This is a genomic window from Streptomyces odontomachicola, from assembly GCF_039605595.1.
In the GTDB taxonomy this organism is placed as follows: Bacteria; Actinomycetota; Actinomycetes; order Streptomycetales; family Streptomycetaceae; genus Streptomyces.
The window spans coordinates 158,568-181,961 of sequence record NZ_JBCFOK010000005.1 but is presented as its reverse complement, the minus strand read 5'-3'; the positions used below and the strand labels follow the sequence as shown (position 1 = coordinate 181,961).

Sequence of the window (23,394 nt, the reverse complement as noted above, 5' to 3'; positions counted from 1 at the left end):
GGTGGCTCAACCGGGCAGATCCAGCTCGCACCAGACCGTCTTGCCCACGCTGCGGTGGTCGGTGCCCCAGCGGGAGGCCAGCGCGCGGACGAGGTGCAGGCCGCGCCCGTGCGGCTCCTCGGGCCCCGGGTGGCGCGGCCTCGGGGTCGCCTCGCCCTTCGCGTCCTCGACCGCGATGCGGAGAAGGTCTGCGGTGAGGGCCAGACGTACGCGGAAGAGCCGGCCGCGTACGGAGCCGTGCAGCACGGCGTTGGTGGCGAGCTCCGAGGTGAGCAGTGCTGTTGCGTCCGCGAGTTGGGCGTAGCCCCACTCCTCTGCCAGCCGCGCCGCACGCCGCCGCGCGAGCCCCACGCTGCCGGGGTTCGGCGTGTAGTCCGACTGATCGTGACGGAGGACCTCGTCGTCAGCCATGAGCGCGCACCTCCGGTGCGGTCGGGCGCGCAGGGCGGGGCCAAGTGACGCCGCTGTGCGAGCGATTGGGCACTGACGGTAGCGACGCGGAGTGTTGTGGTGCAACACCTCTTGGAGGAATTCCCCCGTTGTGTTGTCGGCCGACTGGCCACACAGCAGACTGACCCCGTGACAGCGAGTCAGCGAACGCAAGGCCACAGCACCTCGACCGTTCTCGGACGGCGGCTCGGCAGCGAGCTCGTCCGGCTGCGGACGTCGGCGGGCCTGACCCAGACCGACGCCGGAAGGGCTCTCACGGCGTCCACCACCAAGGTGGCGAAGATGGAGGGCGGTTGGGTCCCGGTACGCGACCCGGACATCCGCGCACTGGCCGAGCTGTACGGGGCGACGGACCCGGCGACAGTGGGCGGCCTGCTGGAGCTGGCCCGCATTGATCGCGAGCGGCGGAAGGCGAAGGGGTGGTGGAACGAGTTCCCGCATATGGGAGACATGCAGGAGTACGTCGCCCTGGAGAACGCCGCGACGAAGATCCGCGCCTGGCAGATCTGCTACATCCCGGGGCTGCTCCAAGTGCCGGACTACATGCGGGCACTGGCAAGGGACGGATCGCCCAACGAGCACGCCGACGGAGGTGAGCGCCTCGTTGCCAAAAGGTCGGCACGTCAGCGACGGCTCATCGAAGCGCCGGCGCTCCACTTCCACGCGGTGATCCACGAGTCGGCGCTCCGGCACCTGGTGGGTGGCCCGCAGGTCATGTGCGAGCAGCTGCGGCACTTGGGGCTGCAAGCTCAGCAACCGCACATCACCGTGCAGGTTCTGCCGTTCACCACCGGTTCCCACGTGGGCATGGGCGGTGCCTTCAACCTCTTGTCCTTCACCGACTCCGGCGCCATGGACGTGGTGTACACGGAGACGGCCCTCGGCCAGCTCTGGATCGAGGGCGGCGACGGGGCGGCAGCACACAACGACCTGTTCGCCAGCATCACCCGGCGCGCGCTCGACGAGAATGCATCCGCAGAACTCATCGACACGGCGCGCAAGGAGCTCGAAAGATGACGACGTTCGCGTACCGCAAGTCCAGTTACAGCACTCCCGATCACGAGTGCGTCGAGGTCGCGCTCAACGTGCCCGGCACCGTGGCCGTCCGGGATTCCAAGGAACCTGAACGACCGGGCATACGCACCAGCCCCGCAGCTTGGGGCGCCTTCCTGCACAGGATGCGCTCCGCATGACCGGGCTCGACTTCCACAAGTCCAGCCACAGCAACCCGGACCGCGAATGCGTCGAAGTCGCGACGAACCTTCCCAGCACCGTCGCCATCCGCGACTCCAAGACACCGGAGCGCCCAGGCATACGCACCACGCCCGCCGCCTGGGCTGCGTTCCTGCGCAAGGCGTGCTCGACATGACGACCTTCGCGTATCGCAAGTCCAGCTACAGCGACAAGGAGCACGAGTGCGTCGAAGTCGCGACGAATATCCCCGGCACCGTAGCCATCCGCGACTCCAAGCACGCGGCGCGCGGGCACATACGCCTCACCCCCACCGCGTGGACCGCGTTCCTTCGCGGTATTCGGCGGGGCTGATGCCCCGCACTCGCTTGAACGCCGTGCTCAACGTGAACGCGTCCGCGTAGCCCACGCGGCGGGCCGCGGACGTCAGGGTCGTCGCGGGGTCGCGCAGGAGCTGGGCCGCCAGGTCGATGCGGCGGGACGTGAGGTACGCCATCGGCGGGCGGCCCGTCAGGGCCCTGAAGCGGCGCGCCAGCACCGTGCGGGACGTGCCGGCCGACGCCGCCAGCGACGCCACCGTCCACGCGTGCGCGGGCTGTTCGTGCAGCAGCCGCAGCGCGGGCCCCACCACGGGATCGGCCTGCGCGCGGAACCACCCCGGCACGGTGGCCCCCGGCCGCGCGAACCACGCCCGCAGCACCGCGACCAGGACGAGGTCCAGCAGGCGGTCCAGTACGACCTGCTGCCCTGGACCGTCCCGTACGACCTCCGCCGCGGCGACGGACAGCAGCGACGCGTCCCACTCCCCTGCCGACAGCACCAGCGCGGGCGGCAGCGCGTCGAGCAGCGGGCGCGACAGCTCGCCCTCCGGCGTGTACGTGCCGTTCAGCAGCAGCGTCGTGGCCGGCCGGCTGCCCCAACTGCGCACGCCGAGCCGCAGTTCCTCGCACAGGTCGCGGCCCTCGGGCGACATGCAGCAGTCGCCCGGGCCGATGACCAGCGCGGGTTCCGTGCCGGGCGCGTCGGCCAGCACGTACGGGTCGGGCCCGCGTGTCACCGCGACCGCGCCCTCCGCGAGGCGCAGCGCCGCGCCCCCCGCCGGCATCAGCCAGCCGTCGCCGCGCAGCATCGCGGTGAGCGCGAGCGGCGCCCCGTCCTCCACCCGCACCGCCCACGGGGGCGAGACCAGCACCTGGTGGAAGAGGCCGCCGCGTGCCCGCGCGCCGTCGCCGCCGCCGAGGAGTTCGCCGAGTAGGTCCACGACCGCAGTATGCGCAGGGGGGAGGGTCGGCGCGTACGGGGTGGCACGGGCGGACATGGGGGCGGGCGCTTCGGCCATGTGGCGCGGCGGCGCGCGCCTGTTGACTCCTTCGTATGACGGACAACGGGAACGGCGGCGGAAAGCCGCAGACGGTGCTGGTCGTGGGCGGCACGGGGAGGACGGGGCGGCGGGTGGCCGCGCGGCTCGCGGCGCGCGGCGCCGCCGTACGGATCGGTTCGCGCTCGGCGCGGCCGCGCTTCGACTGGGCGGACAGCGGGAGTTGGGGCCCGGCGCTGCACGGGGCCGAGGCGGCGTACCTCGTGCTCCAGCCGGACGTCGGCGCGCCCGGGGTCGCGGAGACGCTGCGCGAGTTCGCCGCGCGGGCGGTGGAGTCCGGCGTACGGCGGCTCGTGCTGCTCTCGGCGCGCGGCGAGGAGGCCGCGCTGCCGGCCGAGCGGGCGGTACGGGAGAGCGGGGCGGAGTGGGCCGTGCTGCGGTGCAGTTGGTTCTGCCAGAACTTCAGCGAGGGCGCGCTGCGGGAGTACGTCGACGCGGGCACGCTGCCGTTCCCCGCGGGGCAGGTGCGGGAACCGTTCATCGACGCGGAGGACATCGCCGAGGTGGCGGCGGCCGTGCTGCTCTCGGATGCAAGCGGCGGGCTCCTGGGCCGCGTACACGAGTTGACCGGCCCGCGGGCCCTGACCTGGGCCGAGGCGGTCGCCGAGATCACGAGGGCGAGCGGGAGGGAGGTCCGGTACGTGGCGGTCCCGGCCCGCGAGTACGGAGCCGAGCTGCTGCGCCTCGGCGTACCGGAGCCGGAGGCGGCCTTCCTGACGGCCTTGTTCGAGCAGCTCCTGGACGGCCGCAACGCGGGGGTCACGGACGGGGTGCGGCGCGTGCTGGGGAGGGAGCCGCGGGAGTTCGGGGCCTTCGTGCGGGGGGTGTGGGGGCCGGCCGCGCGGGTCACATCATGATCTTTCCGGTGGGCGCGTTGCCCGCGTGACCTGCGGGGACCTCGGGGTGGAATGTTCCTGGTGCGGGACGCGGTTGTCTTGGGGCATGGGAGATGTGGAGATGCTCACGGGGGACGTGCTGGTGCTGGCCGGGCGGGGGAAGACCGGGCGGCGGGTCGCCGAGCGGCTGCGGCGCAAGGGGCTGGGCGTGCGCGCGGCCTCGCGCTCGGGGGCCGGGCCCGAACGGTTCGACTGGGACGACAAGTCGACCTGGGACGCGGCGCTGCACGGCGCCCGCGCCGTCTACCTCGTACCCCGGGAGGCCGCGAACCCGGAAGGCGCGCCGCTCGTCGCCGAGTTCGCCGCGCGGGCGGTGGAGGCGGGCGCCGAACGCCTCGTCCTGCTCTCCGCTTTCAGCTACCCGGACGCCACGGGCCCGGTCGAGGAGGCCGTACGGAAGGCGGGCGCGCGGCAGTGGACCGTGCTGCGGCCGACCTGGTTCGCGCAGAACTTCAGCGAGGACTTCCTGCGCGACCCGGTGCGCGCCGGGGAGGTGCGGATGCCGGAGGGCGAGGGCGCGGTGCCGTTCGTCGACGCGGAGGACATCGCGGACGCGGCGGTCGCCGCGCTGACGGGCCCGCCGGAGCGGCACCACGCCCAGGAGTACGGGCTGACCGGGCCGCGCGCCCTCACCTTCCGCGAGGGCGTCGCAGCGATCGCCCGCGCGACGGGCCGCGACCTGCGCTATGTGCCGGTACCCGAGGAGGAGTACGCCGCGTCCCTGCACGCCGCAGGCGTCCCCGCCGACACCGCACACCTCATGCTGGACATCCTCCGCCCCGCTCTGCGCGGCGCCCTGAGCACGACGGCGAACGGCGTACACGAGTCCCTGTCCCGCCCACCGAGGGACTTCACGCAGTACGTGAACACGACGGCGCGGGAAGGGGGTTGGGGCGGGGTGGGGTGAGGGCCGCGCTCCGCCCCGTCACGGCCCCGGGAGCACCTCCAAGGCCTGCTCATCCGGGGCCCTCGGGGCGAGGGTGTGCGCGTAGTGACCGTCGAAGGACAGCACGACGGGACGACGGAGCCGCCACGCCAGGCAGGCGTTCACGGCGTCGGTGAGGCCGATCGCATGGCCCCTCTACGTGTGGATCAGGTCTTCCGCCTCGCCGAGCTGGAGGCCGACCGGCCGAACCTCCGCTCGAGCGTCTCGTCGACGGTGCTGCTCAGATCTTCTGGGCCGTCGAAGACTTCGAGGTCCTCCGCGGTGAGCTGCTTCGAGGGCATCTTCACCTTCCCCGCGGCCCAGTCGAGCACGAGCTCTTCCGGCGTACGTCCCTCGATGGCCGCCAGATCACGCAGGAATCCGGCAACCTCCCCCGTCACCGTCACACTCGCGGTGATCGGCTCCGGCTCGGGCGGTGGTGTGGCTTGGGCGTCCATGGCTTCCTCGTGATTCCTGGTTCCCGGCGCCGGAGCTCTCCGCCGCCGCCGGTCAATGTACGCGTTGCGCACACTCGCGTGCACAGAGTTGCGAAAGAGGCCAACGCCGCACCTCAGCCAGCCACTTGGCCGACCCCGGCGGCATACTTCCCCCATGAGTGAACCCTTGCCCTCGGCTCGTACCGAGCGTCGCGAAACCTCGTCCGTCGTCATCGTCGGGGCCGGGCCCGCGGGGCTGACCCTCGGGAATCTGCTGCGGGACGCGGGGGTCCCGTGTGTGGTGCTCGAGGCGGAGAGCCGGGGGTTCATCGAGGAGCGGCCGCGTGCGGGGTTCGTCGAGGAGTGGGCCGTGCGGGGGCTGGAGCGGCACGGGCTGGCGGGGCCGCTCCTGGAGCGGGCGGAGACGCAGCGGGAGTCGGAGTTCCGGATGGACGGGCTGCGGCATGTGTTCCGGTACGGGGAGCTGTCCGGGGCGCGGCACTTCGTGTATCCGCAGCAGTGGCTGGTCACGGATCTGGTCCGGCGGTACGCGGACGAAGCGGAGGGCGACATCCGCTTCGGGGTGCGGGATGTGCGGCTGCACGGGCTGGAGACGAGCGCGCCTTCGGTCTCGTACGAGGATCCGGAGAGCGGTGAACGGCGGCGCGTGGACTGCGACTTCGTCGCGGGGTGCGACGGGGCCCGCGGGGTGAGCCGCAAGGCGATACCCCCGGAGCGGATCAGCGTCGCGCGGCACGACCTCGGCGTCGGCTGGCTGGCGCTGCTCGCTGAGGCGCCGCCCTCGGCGGAGCGGGTCGTGTTCGGGCTGCACCGGGACGGGATGGCCGCGCACATGGCCCGCAGCCCCCAGGTCACGCGCTACTACCTGGAGTGCGGCCGGGACGACACCCCGGAGGACTGGCCGCACGAGCGGGTGTGGGCCGAGCTGCGCAAGCGGCTCGACGCGAAGGACGCGCTCCCCCTCACCGAGGGCCCGCTGATCGAGAAGCGGGTGCTGGGCATGCACAACTACGTGGTGGAGCCGCTGTCGTACGGGCGCCTGCACCTGGCGGGCGAGGCAGGACACCTGCTCGCGCCCATCGCCGCCAAGGGCATGAACCTCGCGCTGCACAACGCGATGCTGCTGGGCGAAGCCCTGACCGCGCACTATGAGCACGGGGACGACACCGGGCTCGCCGGCTACTCGGACGCGTGCCTGCGCAGGGTGTGGCAGTACCAGGAGTTCACCGAGTGGCTCTCCGCGCTGCTCCACGGGCCCTCCTCGGGGGACCCGTACCGCGCCGGTCTGGCCAGGGCGCGGCTCCGCCGCATGACCGGTTCCGAGGCGGCGGGCGTCTCCGCCGCCGGCCTCTACATCGGGAGCGACGCCGAGCACTAGGCCGCCGCCCTGCGCGCGACACCGAGCACGGGGCCGACGCCATGTGCGCTGGTCACAGCCCCGTACCCGCTCCGGTGAGCACGCTCACGCCCCCTCCCCCACCCCGCTGAGGTACGCGTTGCGCCGGGGAAACGGGAGCGATGCGGAGGGGTAACAGCGGGGCAGCACGCTCTGGTGCATGGACGGGAAACGGCGCGTGGTGGTGGCCGGCGGCGGCATGGCCGCGGCGCGGCTGGCGGAGCGGCTCGCGGGGCCCGGAGCCCGCGCGGACGTCGAGCTGACCGTCGTCGGCGAGGAGCCGCACCCGCCGTACAACAGGGTGCTGCTCGGCGAGGTGCTGACCGGCCGCTACGGCGCGGACGTCGTACGGCTGCCCCCGTACCCGGAGACCGTGCGGGTACGGCGCGGCGTGCGGGCCGTGCGGGTGGACCGCGCCGCACGGCGGCTGGTCTGCGCCGACGGCGAGCGCATCGGTTACGACAGGCTGGTGCTGGCCACCGGCGCCAACCCCGTACTGCCACCGCTCCGCGGCCTGTTCGAGGACGGCGACGACGCGTTGCCGGACGGCGTACGGGCCTTCCGCACCCTCGACGACTGCGCCGCGCTCGACCCGCTGGCCCGGCCCGGCGCCCGTGCCGTGGTCATCGGCGGCGGGCTGCTGGGCGTGTCGGCGGCCCGCGCGCTGGCGGCGCGCGGCGTCCACGTACTCCTCGCCCACCAGGGCGAACGCCTCATGGAACGGCAACTGGACGCGGAGGCGGCTCAGTTGCTACACCGGCATCTGACCGCGCTGGGCGTGGAGGTGCACACCGAGTGCCGGGTACGCGGCGTACGGACATGCCCAGGGAGCGGCGGCACCCGCGCGGTGCGCGCCGTCACCCTCGCCGACGGCGCCGAACCCGAGGCCGACATCGTGGTCCTGGCCTGCGGCACCCGCCCGCGCACCGGGCTGGCCCACGCGGCGGGCCTGCGGGTGGGGCGCGGCATCCGCGTGGACGACCGGCTGCGGACGAGCGACCCGCTGGTCCACGCGGTCGGCGACTGCGCCGAGCACGACGGGGTGCTGTACGGGCGCGCGGGCCCTGCGCAGGAGCAGGCGGAGGCGCTGGCGAAGGTGCTGGCGGCCGGTCCCGGCACCGAGGAACCCCGCTACCGCGGCACCCGCTCCGTGACCCGCCTGACCCTGGGCCCCCAGCCCGCGAACGGGATCGGGAACGGGAACGGGAACGGCGCCGGCACCGGCACCGGCCAGCCGCTCCCGCCACAAGAAGAAGCCGCTCACCTCCCCCTGGACCTGGCCGCGTTCGGCGAGACGACCCCGCGCCCCGAGGACACCGGCGCCGACGTCGTCCGCATCACGGACGCGACCCGCGGCCGCTACCGCAAGGTCGTCGTGCGCGGCGACCGGCTGGTCGGCGGCATCCTGCTCGGCGATCTCGGCAGCGTCGGCGCGCTCGCCCGCACCTGGGAGGGCGACGAGCCGCTGCCCTCCGCTCCCCTGCACCACCTGCTGACGAACGAGGGCTGACCAACCATGGCCGAGACGACCCACGGAGGCTGCTGAAGATGGCCACTGACACACAGACCGGGGCCACGAAGCCCACGATCGTGCTGGTGGGGCACGGCATGGTCGGGCAGCGGCTCCTGGAGGCGCTGGCGGCGCGCGGGGTGACCGGCGGGGCCCGCGTGGTGGTGCTGTGCGAGGAACCGCGCGCGGCCTACGACCGGGTGCAGCTCACCTCGTACTTCTCCGGCACGACACCCGGCGAACTCGCCCTCCTCGAACCGGACTTCGCCGAGAAGCACGGCATCGAGCTCCACCTCGGCGACCCGGCGACCCACATCGACCGCGAGGCCCGCACCGTCACGGCCCGCAGCGGCCTGACCGTCACCTACGACACATTGATCCTGGCCACGGGCTCGTACCCCTTCGTGCCGCCGGTGCCCGGCAAGGACAGCTCGGGCTGCTTCGTCTACCGCACGATCGAGGACCTGCTGGCCATCGAGGAGTACGCGGCCGGGCGGAGCAGCGGGGTGGTCATCGGCGGCGGGCTGCTCGGCCTGGAGGCGGCGGGGGCGCTGCGCGGGCTGGGCCTGGACACGCACGTCGTGGAGTTCAACCCGCGGCTGATGGCGCTCCAGGTGGACGAGGGCGGCGGCGCCGCGCTGCGCCGCAAGATCGAGGACATGGGCCTCACCGTGCACACCGGCGTCGGCGGCGAGGAGATCACCGCCGACCCGCACGGCGCGGTCACCGGCATCCGCCTGTCGGACGGCACCGAGCTGCACACGGACATGGTGATCTTCTCCGCCGGTGTGCGCCCCCGCGACCAGCTGGCCCGCGACTGCGGCCTGGAAGTGGGCGAACGCGGCGGCATCGTGATCGACGAGCACTGCCGCACATCCGACCCCCGCATCTACTCCGTCGGCGAGTGCGCGAAGGCCGTGGACGGGATGGTGTACGGGCTGGTCGCGCCCGGCTACGAGATGGCCGAGACGGCCGCCGCCGCGATCGCCGGGCACACCCCGGAGCGCGGCTTCACCGGAGCCGACACCTCGACCAAGCTCAAGCTGCTGGGCGTGGACGTGGCCTCGTTCGGCGACCCGCACGGCCGCGCCGAAGGGGCCCTGGACGTCGTCTACTCCGACTCGCGCGAGGGCGTCTACAAGAAGCTGGTCGTCGGCGCGGACGGCACCCTGCTGGGCGGCGTCCTGGTCGGCGACACCGACGCGTACGGCACGCTGCGCCCGCTCACCGGCAGCGTGCCGCCCGTACCGCCCGAGTCGCTGGTGCTCCCGGCCGGCGCGGGCGAGACCCCCGCCGCCCTCGGCCCGGCGGCGCTGCCCGACGACGCGGTGGTCTGCAACTGCCACAACGTCTCGAAGGGCGCCATACGGTCCGCCGTGACCGAGCACTCCTGCGCCGACGTGCCGTCCGTGAAGAAGTGCACCAAGGCCGGTACGGGGTGCGGCAGTTGCGTCAAGATGCTCGGGCAGCTCGTGGACGCCGAGCTGGAGGCGAACGGCGTCGAGGTCGACAAGGGCCTGTGCGGCTGCTTCGCGCACACACGCGCCGAGCTGTACGAGATCGTCCGCACCCTCCGGCTGACCTCCTTCGCCGAACTCCTCGAATCCCACGGCCGCGAGGAGGCGCGCTCCGGCGAGGGCTGCGAGACCTGCAAGCCGGCGGTCGGCTCGATCATCGCCTCCCTGGCGCCCTCGATCGGCGCGGACGGCTACGTCCTGGACGGCGAACAGGCGGCCCTCCAGGACACCAACGACCACTTCCTCGCCAACCTCCAGCGCAACGGCTCCTATTCGGTCGTCCCGCGCATCCCCGGCGGCGAGATCACCCCCGAGAAGCTGATCGTGATCGGCGAGGTGGCCCGCGACTTCGGCCTCTACACGAAGATCACGGGAGGCCAGCGCATCGACTTGTTCGGCGCGCGCGTCGATCAACTCCCCGCCGTCTGGGCGCGTCTCGTCGAGGCCGGTTTCGAGTCAGGCCACGCCTACGGAAAGGCGCTCCGCACGGTCAAATCCTGCGTGGGGCAGACCTGGTGCCGCTACGGCGTACAGGACTCGGTCCGCATGGCCATCGACCTGGAGCTGCGCTACCGGGGCCTGCGCGCCCCGCACAAGCTCAAGTCGGCCGTCTCGGGCTGCGCCCGGGAGTGCGCCGAGGCGATGAGCAAGGACTTCGGCGTGATCGCCACGTCCAACGGCTGGAACCTGTACGTGGGCGGCAACGGCGGCGCGACGCCGCGCCACGCGGAGCTCCTGGCACAGGACCTCTCGGACGCCGAACTGGTCCGGCTCATCGACCGGTTCCTGATGTTCTACATCCGTACGGCGGACCGGCTTGAGCGCACCGCGGCGTGGCTGGACCGCCTGGAGGGGGGCATCGACCACGTACGCGAGGTCGTGGTGCACGACTCGCTCGGGCTCTGCGCGGAGCTGGAGTCGCTGATGGCGGCGCACGTCGCGCACTACCGCGACGAGTGGGCCGAGACTCTCCGGGACCCCGAGAAGCTCGCGCGCTTCGTCTCCTTCGTGAACGCGCCGGAGTCGCCCGACCCCTCGGTCGCCTTCGTAGAGGAGCGCTCGCAGATCAAGCCGGATCTGACGCTGTTGTCGGGTCCCGAGATTCCCGTACGCACGCTGGAAGGGGCGGTTGGCCGATGACTTCGGCGACGCTTACGCGCACGCAGGTTCAGGTACGTGTCGACGGGGGCTGGTTCGCGGTCTGCGACCGCGCGGCGCTGGTCCCGGGGCGCGGGGTGGCCGCGCTGCTGCCCGGCGGGCGCCAGATCGCGATCTTCCTCGACCGCGCGGGCCGGGTCTACGCGGTGTCGAACCGCGACCCCTTCACCGGCGCGTACGTGCTGTCGCGCGGGCTCCTGGGCACAACACCCGACGGCACCCCGTACGTGGCGTCCCCCCTGTTGAAGCAGCGCTTCTCCTTGGACACGGGGCACTGCTTGGACGATGACGCGACCACGATCCCGGCATACGCCACCCGCCTCTCCGAGGCGTAAGGCTTCCGGGGCTGCGCCCCGGGCCCCGTTGGGAGCGGGGCGGGCGGGAGCAGGGGGCGGCGGTCCGCTGTGCCCACCCGTTCCGCCCCGACGGAACGAATGCCCACAGCTCAAAGGGGGAGCGAGTAGCACCCACAACAAGCCGCGACTCACACTTCGGTAGCGACCACTGTTGAAGCTGAGCAAGGGGATGCCGCAGGCGCGGAGCGTCGGAGGCAGCCCCGTCACTCACAAGGCAGTCGGAACCACCCACCCACATCCCGCCGCGGCGGGAAGCAACAAGAAGCGGGCCCGACCGGCGGTCAAAGCGCTACTCGGTGCAGCACCGAGCGGAGCGCAAGCTCGTAGCCGAACACGCCGTGGCCGGAAACCATCCCCGCGCACACGGGTGCCGTCACCGACGTGTGCCGAAAGGTCTCGCGCGCGTGCACATTCGAGATGTGCACCTCCACCGTCGGCACCCCGAGCGACGACACCGCGTCGATCGCATCCCGCAGCGCATAGCTGTAATGCGCATACGCGCCAGGGTTGAACACGATGCCGTGCTCCGCATGCCGCGCCTCGTGGACGAAGTCCACGAGCGCCCCCTCGTGGTTGCTCTGCGCACACCGCACCTCGGCCCCCAGCTCCTTGCCCAGCGCGGCGACCCGCTCCTCGATCTCGCGCAGCGTCGTACTGCCGTACTGCTCCGGGTCACGCTCGCCGAGCAGGTTCAGGTTGGGGCCGTTCAACAGCAGAATGCGCGTCGTCATGCGCACGAGACTAACCACCCACGCGGCGCGCCCCCACAGACGCAGCCCTCACACGCGCAGATCCTCCGCCGCCTCCGCGACCCTCCCGATGAGCCGCAGCAACTGCTCCTGCTCATCCGGCTCCAGCGGCGCGAGGAACACCTTGTTCATCCGCACCGTCCGCCCGGCCAGCCGACGGTGCACGCGCCGCCCCTCCTCGGTCAGCTTGAGCACGTTCCGCCGGCCGTCCAGCGGGTCCCGCACGCGCGCCACCAGCTCCCTCCGTACGAGACGGGCCACCAGGTCGGCGATGGTCGAGCGGTCCAGATGAACGTGCTCGCTCAGCGTGCGCTGGTCGATGTCCGGCTTCTCCTCCAGCGCGTTGAGCACCGCGAACTGCGGCGAGGTGGTCTCCTCCGAGACCATGGCGGCCCACAGCAGGGTGTGCGCCTGCTGGAGCCTGCGGGCCAGGTGCCCCGGATGGGTGCTCAGGTCGACCGCGCTCATGGCTGCTCCCCTTCGTCCGCGTACTGAACGATTCTCCCGCCGAGCCACCCCGCTGTCGAGGGAAAGCCAGCACACACAGGGGGTATTGACGCGGAGATCCCCCGATGGCAGCGTGCGAGGCATCGCGGAAATTGCTCAGTACACGGAGCACTCTCGGTACAGGGAGCACTCTCGTGCACGGAGCACACCGCGAAAGCGCGCAGCGCATCCACACGCACCTCGACGGAGAGAGTGGGCGGACAGATGGACAAGACGGTGGCCTCGGCCGCCGCGGCCGTGGCGGACGTAGGGGACGGCGCGTCGCTCGCGGTCGGCGGCTTCGGCCTCAACGGCGTACCGAACGTGACGATCGACGCGGTGCTGGAGGCCGGCGCGACGGACCTGTCCGTCGTCTCCAACAACTGCGGCGCCATGGAGACCGGCCTCGCCGTCCTGCTCTCCGCCGGCCGCATCTCCCGCGTGACCGGCAGCTACGTCGGCGGCAACAAGGAGTTCGCGCGGCAGTACCTCGGCGGCGAGATCGAGCTGGAGCTCATCCCGCAGGGCACGCTCGCCGAGCGGCTGCGCGCCGGCGGCTGCGGCATCCCCGCGTTCTACACCCCGGCGGGCGTCGGCACGCAGGTCGCGGACGGCGGCCTGCCCTGGCGGTACGCGGCCGACGGCAGCGTGGCGGTGGCCTCGCCGCCCAAGGAGGTCCGCGAGTTCGACGGCGAGGAGTACGTGCTGGAGCGCGCCATCCGCACCGACTTCGCCCTCGTACGGGCGGCGAAGGGCGACCGGCACGGCAACCTCGTCTTCCACCAGTCCTCGCGGAACTTCAACCCGCTCGCCGCGATGGCGGGGAAGGTCACGGTCGCCGAGGTCGAGGAGCTGGTGGAGCCGGGCGAGCTGGGCCCCGACGCGATCCACCTGCCCGGCATCTTCGTCCAGCGGGTGCTGGAGCTGACGCCGGAGCAGGCGGCCGACAAGAAGATCGAGCAGATCACCGTGCGCGAGCCGGAGACCCAGCCGGAAGAGGAGCGCTCCTGATGGCCTGGACCCGTGACGAGATGGCGGCCCGCGCCGCCGCCGAGCTCCCCGACGGCGCGTACGTGAACCTCGGCATCGGCCTGCCCACCCTCGTGCCGAACCACATCCCCGAGGGCGTCGACGTGGTGCTGGAGTCGGAGAACGGCATCCTCGGCGTCGGCCCGTACCCGACCCGCGAGGAGCTGGACCCCGATCTGATCAATGCGGGCAAGGAGACGGTGACGGTGCTCCCCGGCGCCTCCTTCTTCGACTCCGCGCTCTCCTTCGGCATGATCCGCGGCGGTCACATCGACGTGGCGGTGCTCGGCGCGATGGAGGTCTCCGCACGCGGCGACCTGGCCAACTGGGCCGTGCCCGGCAAGATGATCAAGGGCATCGGCGGCGCCATGGACCTGGTGCACGGCGCCCGCAGGGTCATCGTGACCATGACGCACACCGCCAAGGACGGCGCCCCGAAGATCGTCGAGGAGTGCGCGCTCCCCCTCACCGGCAGGGGCTGCGTGGACCGGATCATCACCGACCTCGCCGTGCTGGACGTGACGGAGGAGGACGGCCTGGTGCTGGTGGAGACCGCGCCCGGGGTCACCGCGGAGGAGGTCGTGGAGAAGACCGCGGCCCCGGTCCGCACGGAAGCAGCGAGCACAGGGGCGGTGAACTGACATGGCACAGGCTCGGACCCACGGCCGGATCCGCGACGTGTACGTGGTCGACGCGGTCCGCACGCCGGTCGGCAAGTACGGCGGCGCCCTCTCCGGCGTGCGCCCCGACGACCTCGCGGCGCACGTCCTGCGCGGTCTCGTGGACCGCACCCCGGACCTCGACCCTGCCCGCATCGACGACGTCCTGTTCGGCAACGCCAACGGCGCGGGCGAGGAGAACCGCAACGTCGCCCGCATGGCCGTCCTCCTCGCCGGGCTCCCCGAGACGGTGCCGGGCGCCACCGTGAACCGGCTCTGCGCCTCCGGGATGGAGGCCGTGATCCAGGCGTCCCGCGCCCTCGCGCTGGGCGACGCGGACATCGCGGTCGCGGGCGGCGTGGAGTCCATGAGCCGCGCGCCGTGGGTGGTTCCGAAGCCGGAGCGCGCCTTCCCGGCCGCAGCGCCGCCCATGCACTCCACCACCCTCGGCTGGCGCATGGTGAACGAGCGGATGCGCCCGGAGTGGACGGTGTCCCTGGGCGAGGGCGCCGAGCTGATCGCCGACAAGCACGGGATCAGCAGGGCGGCGCAGGACGCGTTCGCGCTGGCCAGCCACGAGAAGGCGGCGCGGGCGTGGAAGAACGGCTTGTACGAGGCCGAGGTCGTCCCGTACGAGGGCGCCGAGCTGGAGCGGGACGAGACGATCCGCGAGGGCGGCACCCCGGAGTCCCTGGCGAAGCTCAAGCCGGTCTTCCGCAAGGACGGCGGCACCGTGACCGCCGCCAACTCCTCGCCGCTGAACGACGGCGCGGCCGCGCTGCTCCTGGTCAGCGAGGAGGGCCTGAAGGCCACGGGCCGCGAACCGCTGGCCCGGATCTCCGCCTCGGCCGTGACCGCGCTGGAGCCGCGCTACTTCGGGCTCGGACCGGTCGAGGCGATCCAGCGCGCGCTGGCCAAGGCGGGCCGCGGCTTCGGCGACCTGCACACCGTCGAGCTGAACGAGGCGTTCGCCGCCCAGTCCCTCGGCTGCCTCGCCGAACTCCCGGACCTGGACCCGGAGATCGTCAACCCGCGCGGCGGCGCGATCGCCATCGGCCACCCGCTCGGCATGTCCGGCGCGCGGCTCACCGGCGCGGTGGCGCACCAGCTCGCAGCGGCCGGCTCCGGCACCGGCGTGGCCTCGCTGTGCATCGGCGTCGGCCAGGGCCACGCCCTCGTACTGGAACGGTAGAGCGGCCGGAACAGCGGCCCGGACGGCAGACCCGTAGGAGACCCCATGTCCCTCACCCAGCACGACATCGACCGCGAGGTCGCCGAACGGCGGGACGCGTACGAGAAGGCCCGCGCCGGCGGCGCACCGCCGGCCGACCACCCGCCGCGCGACTACGCCCCGTACCGCAGCAGCGCGCTCCGGCACCCGAAGCGGCCGCTGGTCGCGGTGAGCGGCGGCGACCCCGAGGTGGTCGAGCTGCACGGGCCGGTCTTCGGCCCGACCGACGTCACCGACCTCGACCACGACCTGACCCGGCAGCACACCGGGGAACCCCTCGGCGAGCGGATCACCGTGTCCGGGCGCGTGCTGGACTCCCGCGGCCACCCCGTACGCGGGCAGCTCGTGGAGATCTGGCAGGCCAACGCCTCGGGGCGGTACGCGCACCAGCGCGACCAGCACCCGGCACCGCTCGACCCCAACTTCACCGGGGTCGGACGCGTCCTGACCGGCGACGACGGCGGCTACAGCTTCACCACGATCAAGCCGGGCGCCTATCCGTGGCGCAACCACGAGAACGCCTGGCGCCCGGCGCACATCCACTTCTCCCTCTTCGGGACGGCGTTCACGCAGCGCCTGGTGACGCAGATGTACTTCCCCGGTGACCCGCTCTTCCCGTACGACCCGATCCTCCAGTCGGTCACCGACGAGGCGGCGCGGGAACGGCTGGTCGCCGCCTACGACCACGGCCTCTCGCAGCCCGAGTTCTCCCTCGGCTACCGCTGGGACATCGTGCTGGACGGCCCGTCCGCCACCTGGATCGAGGAGGGCCGATGAACGGCGACCGAGGAGGGCAGATGAGCGGCCTCGCACCCACCCCCTCGCACACCGTCGGCCCCTTCTACGGGTACGCGCTGCCCTTCCCCGAGGGCGGCGACCTGGTGCCCGCTGGCCGTACGGACGCCGTGACCGTGCACGGGTACGTGTACGACGGCGAGGGAAACCCCGTACCCGACGCGCTCCTGGAGGTGTGGCAGGCGGACCCCGACGGCGGCCTGTCGGGCGCTCCGGGCTCGCTCCGCCGCGACCCGGTGACCGGGGGCCATCTGGGGCGGAACGGCGTGGACTTCACCGGCTTCGGCCGGATCGGCACGGACGCGGACGGCCACTGGGCGGTGCGCACGCTGGTGCCGGGGGCACGGCCCGGGCACGCGCCGTACCTCGGGGTGTGCGTGTTCGCGCGGGGCCTGCTGCACCACCTGTTCACCCGCGTGTACTTCCCGCTGCCCGAGCACGCGGCCGCGCAGGCGTCCGATCCGCTGCTCGCCTCGCTCCCGGCCGGCCGGCGCGAGACCCTGGTGGCCGTGGACGACGGGCGGGGCGGCTGCGCCTCGTACCGCTTCGACATCCGGTTGCAGGACGCGGACGGCGCAGGGGAGACGGTCTTTCTTGAGTTCACATGAGGCGTACGAGGCTCCCGCCGGCGCTGACTGCGGCGACCTGGGGCTGCTCTCCCCCGTACGGGCGGGCTCGGCCGCCGAGGAGGCGACGGGCGACACCGCGTTCCTCCAGGCGATGCTGGACGCCGAGGCCGCGCTGACCAGGGCGCAGGCCCGGCTCGGGCTGGCCCCCGAGTCCGCTGCCCGCGCCGTCACCGAGGCGGCGCGGGCCGACCGCTTCGACGCCCGCGACCTGGCGCTGCGCGCCCGCTCGGGCGGCAACCCGGTGATCCCGCTGGTCGCCGACCTCACCCAGGCCGCGGGCGAGGAGGCGGGCCCGTACGTGCACCGCGGCGCGACCAGCCAGGACATCGTGGACACGGCGCTGATGCTCACCGCGGCGCGCGCGCTGGACGCGGTGCTGTCCGACCTGGAGGCCACGGCCGCCTCCTTCGCCGAACTCGCCGCCGAGCACCGCGACACCGCGATGCCGGGCCGCACCCTCACCCAGCACGCGGTGCCCACCACCTTCGGGCTCAAGGCGGCGGGGTGGCGGGCGATGACGTTGGACGCGCATGACCGGGTGATGGCCGTGCGGGCTGCGTTGCCCGTGCAACTGGGCGGTGCTGCGGGGACGTTGGCGTCTTTTGCCGCTTACGCCGCGTCGTCCGCCTCCGGTGCGGATTCCGCCTCCGGCGAGGGCTCCGCCGTGGGTGCCGGTTCCGCTTCTGGTGGCGCTTCCGCTTCTGGCGACGTCGGGCTCGCGCTGCTCGGTGCGTACGCCGCCGAGCTCGGGCTCGCCGAGCCGGAGTTGCCGTGGCACACGCTGCGTACGCCGGTCGCCGACCTCGGTACCGCGCTCGGCTTCGCGTGCTGTGCGCTCGGCAAGCCCGCCGCCGATGTGCTGGTGCTCTGCCGTACCGAGACCGGCGAGGTCGCCGAGGGCAGCGGCGGCACCTCCTCCGCGATGCCGCACAAGAGCAACCCGGTGCGCGCCACCCTCCTCGCGGCCGCCGCGCGGCAGGCGCCGGCGCTCACCGCGACGCTGCTCGGTTCGCTGGCCGCCGAGGACGAGCGGCCCGGCGGCGCCTGGCACGCGGAGTGGCAGCCGCTGCGCGAACTGCTCCGGCTCGCGGGAGGCGCGGCCCGGGCGGCCGCCGAACTCTCCGCAGGACTGCGGGTGTTCCCCTACCGCATGCAGGAGCACCTCTCGCTCACCGAGGGACTGATCGTCAGCGAGCGGATCGCCGCCGAACTCGGCCCGCTGCTCGGCAGGTCCCGCGCGAAACAGCTGCTCACCGCCGCCTCCGACACCGCGCGCACCGAGGGCATCACCCTCGACGAGGCGCTGGAGGAGGTCGAGCCCGAACTGCGTTCGCTGCTCGGCAAGGAGCGGCTGCGCGACCTCACCGACCCCACCCATTACGTGGGCAGCGCGCACGCGCTCACCGACCGCGCGCTGCGCCGTGCCCCGTCACGCCCTGGAGCTTCTTCGTGATCCACCACCGCCTCGACGGTCCCGCCGACGGCGCCCCGCTTGTCCTCGGCCCCTCCCTCGGTACGTCGCTCGCCCTGTGGGAACCCCAGCTTCCCGCGCTGTCCCGCTCGCACCGCGTGCTGCGCTGGGACCTTCCGGGGCACGGGAGTTCCCCCGCCGCTTCCGACGTGTCCGTCGCCGGGCTCGCCGAGGAGGTGCTGCGGCTGGCCGACGCGCAGGGGTGGGAGCGCTTCCGGTACGCGGGGGTCTCGCTCGGCGGCGCGGTGGGGCTGCACCTCGCCGTGCACCATCCCTCGCGGGTCTCCCGGCTGGCGCTGGTCTGCTCCTCGGCCCGCTTCGGGGAGCCGTCGGCGTGGCGCGCGCGGGCGGCCTCCGTGCGCGAGGGGGGTACCGAGGCCATGGTGGCCTCGCGCCCCGGCACATGGTTCGCGCCCGGCTTCGAGGGCGCCGGCCCTCTCCTGTCCGACCTCCGCGCGACGGACGCCGCCAGCTACGCCGCCTGCTGCGAGGCGCTCGCCGCTTACGACCTCCGCCCCGCGCTGCCGCGCGTGACGGCGCCCGTCCTGGTCGTCGCCGGCCGCGACGACCCCGCGACACCGCCTTCGCACGCCCGCGAGCTGGCCGACGCCATCCCGGACGCGTCCCTTCTGGAGCTCCGCTCCGCCCACCATTTGGCGAATGCGGAGCGCCCCGAGGCGGTCACCACAGCGCTTACGGCTTTTTTCGCCGGTTAACCGCCGACGATTTCGCGCTGCTGGTTACTTCCCGCTGCGGCGGAATTTGGGTGGGTGGTTGCGCCCGACTTCTGAGTGACGGCCCGCCCTACGACGCTCCGCGCCTCCGGCCGGGCCTTGCTCCGATCTGCGGCGTCCCCGGGTGACGCACGAACGAGCCGTCACGCCGGGTGCGTGGGCCCGCGCCCCACGACTCGCTGCGGGCCTCCGCGCCACCGCTTCCGCACTCGCCTCCCCGTACGAGCTGTGGGCAGTCGTTCCGCAGGGGCGGAACGGGTGGGCACAGCGGACGCAAGACCCCGCACCCGCCCAGCCCCGCACCCAAAAGGGGCCCGGGGCGAAGCCCCGGAAAAGGGGGCAATCAGGGGGCAGCCCGTAGCGGAAGGGAAGTCGAGGGGCGCGGGGCTCTCCCCGAACACCACCCCGCGCCCTACCCTGTGCCGCATGGGCTGGACCGCACGCAACATCCCCCCACAAGCCGACCGCACGGTCATCGTCACCGGCGCCAACAGCGGCCTCGGCTACATCACCGCGCGCGAGCTCGCCCGCCGCGGCGCCCGCGTCCTCCTCGCCTGCCGCAGCGAGAAGCGCGGCACCGGGGCACGCGACCGCCTCCGCCACGAAGTACCGGAAGCGCAAGCGGAGTTCAGGCAGCTCGACCTCGCCGACCTCTCCTCCGTACGCGCCTTCGCCACCGCCCTCCCCTGCGACCGCGTCGACCTCCTGATCAACAACGCGGGCGTGATGGCCGTGCCGTACGGCCGCACGGCGGACGGCTTCGAGACGCAGTTCGGGGTCAACCACCTCGGCCACTTCGCGCTCACGGGCCTGCTCCTGGAGCGCCTGCTCGACGCACCGGGCGCCCGCGTCGTGACCGTGTCCAGCCTGGCGCACGCCCTGTCCAACATCGACATGAGCGACCTCAACAGCGAGCACCGCTACCGCCGCTGGCCCGCGTACGCCGCCTCCAAGACGGCGAACCTGCTCTTCGTGCACGAGCTCGCCCGCCGCGCGGCCCGCAAGGGCCTCGACCTGACGGCCGCCGCCGCGCACCCCGGCTACTCGGCGACCGAGCTCCAGGAGAAGGGCGCGCGCGAGGCGGGACGCCAGGCGGTGCGGCGCATCATGCGCACCGGCAACGCGCTGCTCGGCTCCTCGGCCCAGCTCGGCGCCGCCCCCACCCTGTACGCGGCGACCGCGCCCCGCGTCCCCGGCGACGGCTTCTACGGCCCCCGCATCCTCGGCGTACGCGGAGGCCCTGGCCCCTCCTGGCGCGCGCCGTGGACCCGCAACGACACCGCGGGCGAGCGGCTGTGGGCGGCATCCGAGCAGCTCACGGGGGTCGGCTACGGGGCGCTGTAGCCGCTCCAGCGCACGGCCCCGCACGCCGCCTCCGTACGCCGTCCACCCCTTGGACGGACGCGTTCCGCCCCTCGTACACGTGCGCTACGGTGTCGCGCATGAAGCAGCCCGTCCGCGTACTCGTCGTCGATGACGACTTCATGGTCGCGAGGCTGCACAGCACGCTCGTCGAGCGCGTCGACGGCTTCGAGGTCGCCGGCAGGGCGCACAGCGGAGCCGAGGCGCTGTCCCTCTTCCACGAGCTCAAGCCCGACCTCGTACTGCTGGACATCTACCTGCCCGACATCCCGGGCCTCGACGTGCTGCGCGGCCTGCGCGGCGGCGAGGCCCCGGACGACGGTCCCGACGTGCTGGTCGTCACGGCCGCGCGGGACGCGGAGACGGTGCGCGGGGCGCAGCGCGGCGGGGCGGTGCAGTACATCATCAAGCCCTTCGAGCCCCAGCTCCTCCAGGAGCGGCTGCGCGGGTACGCGGAGCGCCGCCGCGAGCTGGCCGCGCTGTCGGCCGCCGGGCAGGACGACGTGGACCGGCTGTTCACCGGTTCGCCGTCGCCGGCCGCCGCCGGTCCGGTGGCGGGCGGCGCCGCCAAGCCGCTGCCGAAGGGCCTGACCGAGCAGACCGCCGGGCTGGTACGCGGCACGCTGGAGTCGCACGCGGGCGGCGAGGGCCTCTCGGCCTCGGAGTGCGCCGAACACAGCGGGCTGTCCCGGGTGAGCGCGCGGCGCTATCTGGAGCACTTCGTGGCCACCGGTACGGCGCGGGTCACGCTGCGGTACGGCACCACGGGCCGGCCCGAGCGCCGGTATCACCCCGAGCCCGTCCGCCACTCCCGCTGACTCCCGCCGGGTCAGGCCCCTTCCCGGGCCCTCCCTCTCCGCGCGCTTTACGCCGTACCGCCCCGCGTCAATTTCCGTGGCGCGGCGCACACTTGGCGGCCAATTCTCCGTGACCGCGGCCACTTTCCTCCGGCGCACACCCGGCGCGCACTGATCATTTTCCCCGTAATACCCACGGGAAATGCCGTACGCCACAAGATCGAATTTCCCGATTTCCGTGACCCAGGCCACAGGAAATCGGTGAGTTGGACCACAGGAAAAACTCTTTGCGGAGCGGCGAGTTCGGCGTTCATGACAGATCAAGCCAGTGAATCATGGCCATGACCTGGGCGGTTGGTCATGCGTTGTGACTCGGTAACGGAATGGAACGGATCACCGAAGAGCTCCGCTGATGTCCGCTTCCTTGTGGTCGCGAATTTCGTCTGCTTAGTGTTCATGCCGCCACCGCACGTCCCATGCGGTGGTTCCGTGGCCGGGACGCCGAATCCTGCCGCCCGGCACGCGGAAACAGACGACGAACAGGGCGGCAGGAGCGGGGGAACCAGGTAAGCGCCGTAACCGCGCACCCGACCGGTGCCGGGAGCGGCTAGGGGTGAAGCCATCCCCGCGGAAAGCACCAAGGAGCGCTTTCGCGGAATGGCCGGGCAGCTCCAGCCCGAATCCGACAGCTCACCTCGCAGGCGTAGGAGAGGAAACGCACAGCTTTATGGCCACCATTTCTGAGCGCGCCCGCAAGAGCCGTCACCAGACCCGCCGCATGGCCCGCATCTCGCTGGCCATCACCGCGGGCGGCGCGGGCATCGCCCTTCCGCTGCTCGGCGCGGGCAGCGCGCACGCCGCCGACGTGAGCACCTGGGACAAGGTCGCCCAGTGCGAGTCGGGCGGCGACTGGTCCATCAACACCGGCAACGGCTACTCCGGTGGCGTCCAGTTCGACCAGCAGACCTGGTCGGGCCACGGCGGCACGCAGTACGCGCCGAGCGCCGGCGAGGCCACCAAGGAACAGCAGATCAAGATCGCTGAGAAGGTGCTGGCCGAGCAGGGCCCGAGCGCCTGGCCCAACTGCGGTCCCAAGGCGGGCCTGAGCCAGGGCGGTCCGTCCCCGGACCTGGGCGGCGACAGCGGCAGCGGTTCGCAGCAGCAGAGCGAGCAGAAGCAGCAGGCTCCGAAGCAGGAGGCCCCGAAGCAGGAGGCGCCCAAGCAGGAGTCCGCGCCGAAGCCGCAGTCCGCTCCCAAGCAGCAGGACGCGCCGCAGAACGCCGGCACCACCTCGTACAAGGTCGTCTCCGGTGACACCCTCGGCAAGATCGCCGACGCGAAGGGCGTCCAGGGCGGCTGGAAGAAGCTGTACGAGGACAACCGCCAGACCGTCGGCGGCAACCCGAACGTGATCTTCCCGGGCCAGAACCTGGACCTCAAGGGCGGCTCGGGCTCCGGCTCGGGTGACGCGGGTGCGAAGCCGCAGGGCTCCGCGAAGGCCGCGCCGTCCGCCGCCGACGAGGCCAAGAAGGCGGAGAAGTCCGCCGACCAGGCCGAGAAGAAGGCCGAGAAGAAGGCGGCCGACGTCAAGAGCGTCGGCGGCGACTACGTGAAGCCGGTCGACGCGCCGACCAGCACGCCCTACAAGGCGTCCGGCGGCTCCTGGTCCAGCGGCAGCCACACCGGCGTGGACTTCTCCGCGCAGTCCGGCACCCCGGTGAAGGCCGTCACCAACGGCACCGTGGTCAAGACCGGCAACGGCGGCGCCTACGGCAACGAGGTCGTCATCAAGGGCGAGGACGGCAAGTACACCCAGTACGGCCACCTCACCTCGGCCACCGTCCAGGCGGGCCAGAAGGTCAACGCCGGCGACCAGATCGCCATCTCGGGCAACACCGGCAACACGACAGGACCCCACCTGCACTTCGAGGTCCGCACGGGCCCCGAGTACGGCAGCGACATCGACCCGGTGGCCTACCTCCAGGAGCACGGCCTCAACGTCTGATCCCCGAGAGGGGGTTGTGGGAACCCCTTACGGAACACGGGTCCGAGCACAGGATGCCCGGCACTGCGGCGGCAGTGCCGGGCATCCGGCTTTTGTACGGGGACAGCGGGAGAACCCCGGGGACACCGGGAAACCCCCAAACGCAAAAACGAGGGGGCGGCACCTCCGCACAGGTGCCGCCCCCTCTTCGTTCCGGCCCCCGTGGCGCCGCC

Annotated in this window: 25 protein-coding genes and 1 riboswitch; of the genes, 20 read left to right on the top strand and 5 right to left on the bottom strand. The window is 72.8% G+C overall.

All coding sequences use genetic code 11. The features are described from left to right. Window positions 1-6: 6 nt before the first annotated feature. Window positions 7-411 (bottom strand): ATP-binding protein, encoded by a 405-nt coding sequence (locus ABEE00_RS10865; protein WP_345745137.1) that lies wholly within the window; start codon window positions 409-411, stop codon window positions 7-9. A gap of 168 nt (window positions 412-579) precedes the next feature. Here ABEE00_RS10865 and ABEE00_RS10860 point away from each other — a divergent pair, with 168 nt between their 5' ends. From ABEE00_RS10860 to ABEE00_RS10845, 4 genes are read left to right on the top strand one after another with little or no spacing between them, the layout of a single operon-like run. Beyond that, window positions 580-1,467: a helix-turn-helix domain-containing protein gene (locus ABEE00_RS10860; RefSeq protein WP_345745136.1), complete on the top strand. Its 888-nt coding sequence runs from the start codon at window positions 580-582 to the stop codon at window positions 1,465-1,467. Then, complete coding sequence (locus ABEE00_RS10855) at window positions 1,464-1,643, top strand: DUF397 domain-containing protein (protein WP_345745135.1); 180 nt, start codon at window positions 1,464-1,466, stop codon at window positions 1,641-1,643. The genes ABEE00_RS10860 and ABEE00_RS10855 overlap by 4 nt, the downstream gene beginning before the upstream one ends. Beyond that, window positions 1,640-1,819, top strand: a complete 180-nt coding sequence (locus ABEE00_RS10850) for a DUF397 domain-containing protein (RefSeq protein ID WP_345745134.1) — start codon at window positions 1,640-1,642, stop codon at window positions 1,817-1,819. Before ABEE00_RS10855 ends, ABEE00_RS10850 begins: the two co-directional genes overlap by 4 nt. Next, window positions 1,816-1,995, top strand: a complete 180-nt coding sequence (locus ABEE00_RS10845) for a DUF397 domain-containing protein (RefSeq protein WP_345745133.1) — start codon at window positions 1,816-1,818, stop codon at window positions 1,993-1,995. Before ABEE00_RS10850 ends, ABEE00_RS10845 begins: the two co-directional genes overlap by 4 nt. Here ABEE00_RS10845 and ABEE00_RS10840 read toward each other — a convergent pair. Next, complete coding sequence (locus ABEE00_RS10840) at window positions 1,946-2,902, bottom strand: AraC family transcriptional regulator (protein WP_345745132.1); 957 nt, start codon at window positions 2,900-2,902, stop codon at window positions 1,946-1,948. The genes ABEE00_RS10845 and ABEE00_RS10840 overlap by 50 nt on opposite strands. A gap of 113 nt (window positions 2,903-3,015) precedes the next feature. Between ABEE00_RS10840 and ABEE00_RS10835 the strand changes: the two genes are divergently transcribed. Together ABEE00_RS10835 and ABEE00_RS10830 are read left to right on the top strand one after the other, a co-directional pair. Further along, the gene (locus tag ABEE00_RS10835; protein WP_345745131.1) at window positions 3,016-3,876 is read left to right on the top strand and encodes a Rossmann-fold NAD(P)-binding domain-containing protein; all 861 of its coding nucleotides are present in this window, start codon (window positions 3,016-3,018) and stop codon (window positions 3,874-3,876) included. Window positions 3,877-3,961: 85 nt separating this feature from the next. Next, window positions 3,962-4,822, top strand: a complete 861-nt coding sequence (locus tag ABEE00_RS10830) for an NmrA family NAD(P)-binding protein (protein ID WP_345745130.1) — start codon at window positions 3,962-3,964, stop codon at window positions 4,820-4,822. Between the two features lie 185 nt (window positions 4,823-5,007). Here the strand turns inward: ABEE00_RS10830 and ABEE00_RS10825 are convergent, their stop codons facing one another. Further along, on the bottom strand, window positions 5,008-5,298 hold the full coding sequence (locus ABEE00_RS10825; RefSeq protein WP_345745129.1) for a hypothetical protein: 291 nt from the start codon (window positions 5,296-5,298) through the stop codon (window positions 5,008-5,010). A 154-nt stretch (window positions 5,299-5,452) separates the two neighbouring features. Between ABEE00_RS10825 and ABEE00_RS10820 the strand changes: the two genes are divergently transcribed. The 4 genes from ABEE00_RS10820 to nirD all read left to right on the top strand — a co-directional run bounded on the left by ABEE00_RS10820 (window position 5,453) and on the right by nirD (window position 11,214). Next, on the top strand, window positions 5,453-6,676 hold the full coding sequence (locus ABEE00_RS10820; protein WP_345745128.1) for a 4-hydroxybenzoate 3-monooxygenase: 1,224 nt from the start codon (window positions 5,453-5,455) through the stop codon (window positions 6,674-6,676). Between the two features lie 178 nt (window positions 6,677-6,854). Continuing rightward, on the top strand, window positions 6,855-8,204 hold the full coding sequence (locus ABEE00_RS10815) for an NAD(P)/FAD-dependent oxidoreductase (RefSeq protein WP_345745127.1): 1,350 nt from the start codon (window positions 6,855-6,857) through the stop codon (window positions 8,202-8,204). Window positions 8,205-8,242: 38 nt separating this feature from the next. Further along, window positions 8,243-10,861, top strand: coding sequence for a nitrite reductase large subunit NirB (gene nirB, locus ABEE00_RS10810; protein WP_345745126.1), 2,619 nt, complete (start codon window positions 8,243-8,245; stop codon window positions 10,859-10,861). Continuing rightward, the gene (gene nirD / locus ABEE00_RS10805; protein WP_345745125.1) at window positions 10,858-11,214 is read left to right on the top strand and encodes a nitrite reductase small subunit NirD; all 357 of its coding nucleotides are present in this window, start codon (window positions 10,858-10,860) and stop codon (window positions 11,212-11,214) included. The genes nirB and nirD overlap by 4 nt, the downstream gene beginning before the upstream one ends. Before the next feature lie 302 nt (window positions 11,215-11,516). On the opposite strand, the gene aroQ is transcribed toward nirD, so the two are convergent. Together aroQ and ABEE00_RS10795 are read right to left on the bottom strand one after the other, a co-directional pair. Beyond that, a complete protein-coding gene (gene aroQ, locus ABEE00_RS10800) occupies window positions 11,517-11,966 on the bottom strand; it encodes a type II 3-dehydroquinate dehydratase (RefSeq protein WP_345745124.1) in 450 nt (149 codons plus the stop codon). A 48-nt stretch (window positions 11,967-12,014) separates the two neighbouring features. Further along, complete coding sequence (locus ABEE00_RS10795) at window positions 12,015-12,452, bottom strand: MarR family winged helix-turn-helix transcriptional regulator (RefSeq protein ID WP_345745123.1); 438 nt, start codon at window positions 12,450-12,452, stop codon at window positions 12,015-12,017. A gap of 243 nt (window positions 12,453-12,695) precedes the next feature. Here ABEE00_RS10795 and ABEE00_RS10790 point away from each other — a divergent pair, with 243 nt between their 5' ends. The 10 genes from ABEE00_RS10790 (at window position 12,696) to ABEE00_RS10745 (ending at window position 23,182) form a co-directional block, all read left to right on the top strand. Beyond that, a complete protein-coding gene (locus ABEE00_RS10790; protein ID WP_345745122.1) occupies window positions 12,696-13,481 on the top strand; it encodes a CoA transferase subunit A in 786 nt (261 codons plus the stop codon). Further along, window positions 13,481-14,140, top strand: coding sequence for a CoA transferase subunit B (locus tag ABEE00_RS10785; RefSeq protein ID WP_345745121.1), 660 nt, complete (start codon window positions 13,481-13,483; stop codon window positions 14,138-14,140). The genes ABEE00_RS10790 and ABEE00_RS10785 overlap by 1 nt, the downstream gene beginning before the upstream one ends. A 1-nt stretch (window position 14,141) precedes the next feature. Beyond that, window positions 14,142-15,350: a thiolase family protein gene (locus tag ABEE00_RS10780; protein ID WP_345745120.1), complete on the top strand. Its 1,209-nt coding sequence runs from the start codon at window positions 14,142-14,144 to the stop codon at window positions 15,348-15,350. 45 nt (window positions 15,351-15,395) lie between these two features. Next, window positions 15,396-16,166 carry a protocatechuate 3,4-dioxygenase subunit beta gene (gene pcaH, locus ABEE00_RS10775; protein ID WP_345745119.1) on the top strand — a complete coding sequence of 257 codons (771 nt, stop codon included), beginning with the start codon at window positions 15,396-15,398 and terminating at the stop codon, window positions 16,164-16,166. Between the two features lie 20 nt (window positions 16,167-16,186). Continuing rightward, the gene (gene pcaG, locus ABEE00_RS10770) at window positions 16,187-16,792 is read left to right on the top strand and encodes a protocatechuate 3,4-dioxygenase subunit alpha (RefSeq protein ID WP_345745118.1); all 606 of its coding nucleotides are present in this window, start codon (window positions 16,187-16,189) and stop codon (window positions 16,790-16,792) included. Then, complete coding sequence (locus ABEE00_RS10765) at window positions 16,779-18,266, top strand: class-II fumarase/aspartase family protein (RefSeq protein ID WP_345745117.1); 1,488 nt, start codon at window positions 16,779-16,781, stop codon at window positions 18,264-18,266. The genes pcaG and ABEE00_RS10765 overlap by 14 nt, the downstream gene beginning before the upstream one ends. Beyond that, the gene (gene pcaD, locus ABEE00_RS10760) at window positions 18,263-19,000 is read left to right on the top strand and encodes a 3-oxoadipate enol-lactonase (protein WP_345745116.1); all 738 of its coding nucleotides are present in this window, start codon (window positions 18,263-18,265) and stop codon (window positions 18,998-19,000) included. Before ABEE00_RS10765 ends, pcaD begins: the two co-directional genes overlap by 4 nt. A 444-nt stretch (window positions 19,001-19,444) precedes the next feature. Further along, window positions 19,445-20,362 (top strand): oxidoreductase, encoded by a 918-nt coding sequence (locus ABEE00_RS10755; protein ID WP_345745115.1) that lies wholly within the window; start codon window positions 19,445-19,447, stop codon window positions 20,360-20,362. Window positions 20,363-20,460: 98 nt separating this feature from the next. After that, complete coding sequence (locus ABEE00_RS10750; protein ID WP_345745114.1) at window positions 20,461-21,198, top strand: response regulator; 738 nt, start codon at window positions 20,461-20,463, stop codon at window positions 21,196-21,198. A gap of 540 nt (window positions 21,199-21,738) precedes the next feature. After that, window positions 21,739-21,896: riboswitch (cyclic di-AMP (ydaO/yuaA leader) on the top strand. A gap of 17 nt (window positions 21,897-21,913) precedes the next feature. Next, window positions 21,914-23,182, top strand: coding sequence for a transglycosylase family protein (locus tag ABEE00_RS10745; protein WP_451918557.1), 1,269 nt, complete (start codon window positions 21,914-21,916; stop codon window positions 23,180-23,182). Window positions 23,183-23,394 lie beyond the last annotated feature (212 nt).

Bases quoted from the DNA above. Each gene is read 5' to 3' on its own strand.
- ABEE00_RS10865 (WP_345745137.1), bottom strand. From the start codon at position 411: ATGGCTGACGACGAGGTCCTCCGTCACGATCAGTCGGACTACACGCCG.
- ABEE00_RS10855 (WP_345745135.1), top strand. From the start codon at position 1,464: ATGACGACGTTCGCGTACCGCAAGTCCAGTTACAGCACTCCCGATCAC.
- ABEE00_RS10850 (WP_345745134.1), top strand. From the start codon at position 1,640: ATGACCGGGCTCGACTTCCACAAGTCCAGCCACAGCAACCCGGACCGC.
- ABEE00_RS10845 (WP_345745133.1), top strand. From the start codon at position 1,816: ATGACGACCTTCGCGTATCGCAAGTCCAGCTACAGCGACAAGGAGCAC.
- ABEE00_RS10835 (WP_345745131.1), top strand. From the start codon at position 3,016: ATGACGGACAACGGGAACGGCGGCGGAAAGCCGCAGACGGTGCTGGTC.
- ABEE00_RS10830 (WP_345745130.1), top strand. From the start codon at position 3,962: ATGGGAGATGTGGAGATGCTCACGGGGGACGTGCTGGTGCTGGCCGGG.
- ABEE00_RS10825 (WP_345745129.1), bottom strand. From the start codon at position 5,298: ATGGACGCCCAAGCCACACCACCGCCCGAGCCGGAGCCGATCACCGCG.
- ABEE00_RS10820 (WP_345745128.1), top strand. From the start codon at position 5,453: ATGAGTGAACCCTTGCCCTCGGCTCGTACCGAGCGTCGCGAAACCTCG.
- ABEE00_RS10815 (WP_345745127.1), top strand. From the start codon at position 6,855: ATGGACGGGAAACGGCGCGTGGTGGTGGCCGGCGGCGGCATGGCCGCG.
- nirB (WP_345745126.1), top strand. From the start codon at position 8,243: ATGGCCACTGACACACAGACCGGGGCCACGAAGCCCACGATCGTGCTG.
- nirD (WP_345745125.1), top strand. From the start codon at position 10,858: ATGACTTCGGCGACGCTTACGCGCACGCAGGTTCAGGTACGTGTCGAC.
- aroQ (WP_345745124.1), bottom strand. From the start codon at position 11,966: ATGACGACGCGCATTCTGCTGTTGAACGGCCCCAACCTGAACCTGCTC.
- ABEE00_RS10795 (WP_345745123.1), bottom strand. From the start codon at position 12,452: ATGAGCGCGGTCGACCTGAGCACCCATCCGGGGCACCTGGCCCGCAGG.
- ABEE00_RS10790 (WP_345745122.1), top strand. From the start codon at position 12,696: ATGGACAAGACGGTGGCCTCGGCCGCCGCGGCCGTGGCGGACGTAGGG.
- ABEE00_RS10785 (WP_345745121.1), top strand. From the start codon at position 13,481: ATGGCCTGGACCCGTGACGAGATGGCGGCCCGCGCCGCCGCCGAGCTC.
- ABEE00_RS10780 (WP_345745120.1), top strand. From the start codon at position 14,142: ATGGCACAGGCTCGGACCCACGGCCGGATCCGCGACGTGTACGTGGTC.
- pcaH (WP_345745119.1), top strand. From the start codon at position 15,396: ATGTCCCTCACCCAGCACGACATCGACCGCGAGGTCGCCGAACGGCGG.
- pcaG (WP_345745118.1), top strand. From the start codon at position 16,187: ATGAGCGGCCTCGCACCCACCCCCTCGCACACCGTCGGCCCCTTCTAC.
- ABEE00_RS10755 (WP_345745115.1), top strand. From the start codon at position 19,445: ATGGGCTGGACCGCACGCAACATCCCCCCACAAGCCGACCGCACGGTC.
- ABEE00_RS10750 (WP_345745114.1), top strand. From the start codon at position 20,461: ATGAAGCAGCCCGTCCGCGTACTCGTCGTCGATGACGACTTCATGGTC.